This window comes from Bacillus sp. AP50 (assembly GCF_040492675.1).
GTDB classification, from domain to species: domain Bacteria; phylum Bacillota; class Bacilli; order Bacillales; family Bacillaceae_G; genus Bacillus_A; species Bacillus_A cereus.
Map to the genome: position 1 here is coordinate 1 of NZ_JBEUTW010000775.1, position 1,350 is coordinate 1,350.

Sequence of the window (1,350 nt, forward strand, 5' to 3'; positions counted from 1 at the left end):
TATTTTTATTTCTCTATGCTCTTTGTAAGCGGTTCTTTAAAGGCATTTCTATTCCATACAACAAAAACAATAAGAGAAATAATAAAGAATGCAACAAGACATATACCCAGATAATCAAAATTAACTACCTGTATGAGATTCCAAAACGGGCCCTGTAAATTATAGCTTTCAATAAGCAAAGATAATAGTTGATATCCCCCTATTAAAAAAGCCGTAATAACAGATATTGAGGTAATTAATACATTATATGAATTTCTTATTCGACTATTTTCCATTGCCCACTTATAATTCGTATTCATGAATGTACTATCTAATGTATCCATTAATGACATTCCGGCAGCAAACAAAACGGGGAAAGCAAATATACTTACAAGTGGAATAGATTGACTTGTTGCAGTTACTGTAGAAAGAGCAATTAATCCAATTTCACTCGCTGTATCAAAACCAAGTCCAAATAAAAAACCGATTATATACAATTGCTTCTGACTATCAATAAACGTAAATAAGCGCTGTGTGAAACGATATATAAACCCTAAATTTTCTGGCTGTTTGTCCTCGTGGCTTCTCAACACTTTAATAAGGTACAACAGATTGGTAAGACCGATAATGATAAGGAATGTACTAGAAACGATTGTACCGATAATACCGCCTATAGTTGAAAAGCTCTCCATTCCATGTTTTGCCGTTTTTCCAATTAAAGCAATTAATACAATCATCGCAAATACTACCGTAGAGTGTCCTAATGAGAAGTAAAATCCCACCCCCTGTGAGTTTTTACCTTTTTCAATTAATTTCCGAACAGTATTATCAATTGCGACAATATGATCACTATCAAACGCATGACGCAACCCTAAAGAATATGCAATAATAGCCATTCCGATTATGCTATTACCTTTATATAGCGCCGGTAATAATAATAAAATTCCAAGCACATGAAGAAATATAATAATAACAAAAAAGTTGGTTGCCTTTTTCAGTTCACTTTTCCACATAGTTACTAACCCTTCCTACTTTAAATTGAATACTCTTGAAAAAGAAAAGTGCCATAATAAAAACTAAAATCGTTATAATAGTCGCTAAAATAATTACAAAATTATTTAACACGTCGGTATGATTTGTAAGTGTTAACAGAGCTGGTACTGTTGCAGTAATCCAAGATTCAATGAAGCAAACAATACCTACATAAATATGAATCTTCTTTTTCAATCCATCTTGTAGGAAAAATAAAAACCAAAGGAATGCCCAAAAGAACCAAATTATTGTACTTTGCAAACTACCACTCTCATGTAATTGATTCACAATTCCCATAACCGTTGCAATGATAGCAACCCAAAGAGAATAGTAACCTAC

The 1,350-nt window shown here is 32.4% G+C and carries 2 protein-coding genes; both read right to left on the minus strand.

The features are described from left to right. Positions 1–5 precede the first annotated feature (5 nt). Positions 6–992, minus strand: coding sequence for a HoxN/HupN/NixA family nickel/cobalt transporter (locus ABWK52_RS29385; RefSeq protein WP_000265977.1), 987 nt, complete (start codon positions 990–992; stop codon positions 6–8). Then, positions 979–1,350 (minus strand): AmiS/UreI family transporter (locus ABWK52_RS29390; RefSeq protein WP_353772383.1); only part of this gene is annotated, 372 nt, incomplete at its 5' end. The genes ABWK52_RS29385 and ABWK52_RS29390, both read right to left, overlap by 14 nt.

Excerpts from the sequence above, each read along its gene's own strand:
- ABWK52_RS29385 (WP_000265977.1), bottom strand. The coding sequence starts at position 992 with ATGTGGAAAAGTGAACTGAAAAAGGCAACCAACTTTTTTGTTATTATT.